This is a genomic window from Methylobacterium bullatum (genome assembly GCF_014845095.1).
In the GTDB taxonomy this organism is placed as follows: Bacteria; Pseudomonadota; Alphaproteobacteria; order Rhizobiales; family Beijerinckiaceae; genus Methylobacterium; species Methylobacterium bullatum.
Genome location: NZ_NKUG01000269.1, coordinates 1 through 1,798, shown reverse-complemented (window position 1 = coordinate 1,798; position 1,798 = coordinate 1). Strand labels below are relative to the sequence as shown.

At 68.4% G+C, this 1,798-nt stretch carries 2 protein-coding genes; both read right to left on the bottom strand.

Annotated features, from left to right (window positions below; genetic code table 11):
* Positions 1 to 23 precede the first annotated feature (23 nt).
* Positions 24 to 1,433 (bottom strand): pyruvate dehydrogenase complex dihydrolipoamide acetyltransferase, encoded by a 1,410-nt coding sequence (locus MBTS_RS22970; protein ID WP_192216575.1) that lies wholly within the window; start codon positions 1,431 to 1,433, stop codon positions 24 to 26.
* Between the two features lie 43 nt (positions 1,434 to 1,476).
* On the bottom strand, positions 1,477 to 1,767 hold the full coding sequence (locus MBTS_RS22965) for a DUF5076 domain-containing protein (protein ID WP_018043098.1): 291 nt from the start codon (positions 1,765 to 1,767) through the stop codon (positions 1,477 to 1,479).
* Positions 1,768 to 1,798: the final 31 nt, after the last annotated feature.

Here is a 1,798-nt window from a genome sequence, read left to right as displayed (position 1 = left end):
GGGGACGGGTCAGTGGATTCCGGTCACACCAGCATCCCCATCGGGTTCTCGATCAGGTTCTTGAAGGCCGAGATGAGTTCGGCGCCGAGCGCCCCGTCGAGCACGCGGTGGTCGCAGGACAGGGTGGCGGTCATCACCTGGACCACCGCAGGCGCGCCGTCCTTGACCACCACGCGCTTCTCACCGGCGCCTACCGCCAGGATCGAGGATTGCGGCGGGTTGATCACCGCCGTGAAGTGCTTGATGCCGAACATGCCGAGGTTCGACACCGAGGTGACGCCGCCCTGGTACTCTTCCGGCTTCAGCTTCTTGGCCCGCGCCCGGCCGGCAAAGTCCTTCATCTCGTTGGAGATGTTGGAGAGCGTCTTCTGGTCGGCCTTGCGGATCACCGGGGTGAACAGCCCGCCGTCGATGGCCACCGCCACGCCGACCTCGGCGTTGTTGAAGCGCAGGATCCGGTCCTCGGCCCAGACCGCGTTGGCGGCGGGCACGCGCATCAACGCGAGGCCCATCGCCTTGATGACGAAGTCGTTCACCGAGAGCTTGAACAGCGGCTTGCCGTCCTTGGTGGTGCCGGCACTCTTGTTGAGTTGTTCGCGCAGGGCCATCAGCGCATCGAGCTCGCAATCCACCGTGAGGTAGAAATGCGGCGCCACCTGCATCGCCTCGGTGAGGCGCTTGGCGATGGTCTTGCGCATGCCATCGAGGGGAACCTCCTCGAACGTGCCCTTCTGGTAGAATCCGCGCACCTGATCGGTGGTGAGCCCCTGTGCGGCGGCCTTTGGTGCGGGCGTTGGCGCAGCGGGAGCCGGAGCGGGCGCCGGCGCTGCGGCGGGGGCGGCTGCCTTCGGCGCGCCGGCCTTGGCCGAGCCGCTGGCGATGGCGGCGCGGACGTCGCGCTCGATCACGCGGCCATGCGGGCCGGAGCCCGAGACGGCGGACAGGTCGATGCCTTCGAGCTTGGCGATGCGGCGCGCCAGCGGCGAGGCGACGATGCGGCCGCCCTGCCCGGCCTGCGGCGCGGCATCCGGCTTGGCGCCGTCCGGCGCCGCGTCGACCCGCGCGTAGGATTTGTGGCCGTCGCCGGGGGTGGTGTTCAGTGCGGGCGTGTCGCTTTTGGGCGCATCGGCCTCGGGAGCCTCCGCTTTTGCGCCGCCATCGCCCGCGGTCCCGACGGTCTTCGGGTCTTCGCCCTCGGAGGCGATGATGGCGATGAGATCGTTCACCGGCACGTCGGCGGTGCCCTCGGCCACGACGATCTTGGCCAGAATGCCCTCGTCGATGGCCTCGACCTCCATCGTGGCCTTGTCGGTCTCGATCTCGGCGAGGACGTCGCCGGATTTGACCGCGTCGCCCTCCTTCTTGAGCCACTTGGCGAGGTTGCCCTTCTCCATCGTCGGCGACAGGGCGGGCATCAGGACGTTGATGGGCATCGGTGTGAATCCTGATCGTCAGCGGATGGGCGTGGCGGGGCGTTCAGTTCAGGGTGCCGCCGGGCGGCAGGTCGGGGTCGAAGCTCTCGGAATCGAGACCGGCGCGGATACGCTCGAACGCCTCTTCCTCCGACATCTCTGTCTCCAGCGCGTAGACCCGGGCGGCCTGACGGGCGAGGTCGATGAGAAGGCGGCCCCAGGTATAGGGATCGTCGAAGGAGCGGCGCAGGGCCACGCTCACCGCGCCGTCCACCACGCTGGCACGCACGACCTCGATGCCGCCATTGTTCAGGGCGTCGGGGGGAGCGGAGAGTTCCTGGAACTTGTCGGTCATGGTGCTGCTCTACTCTCCTCCCCCTTGTGGG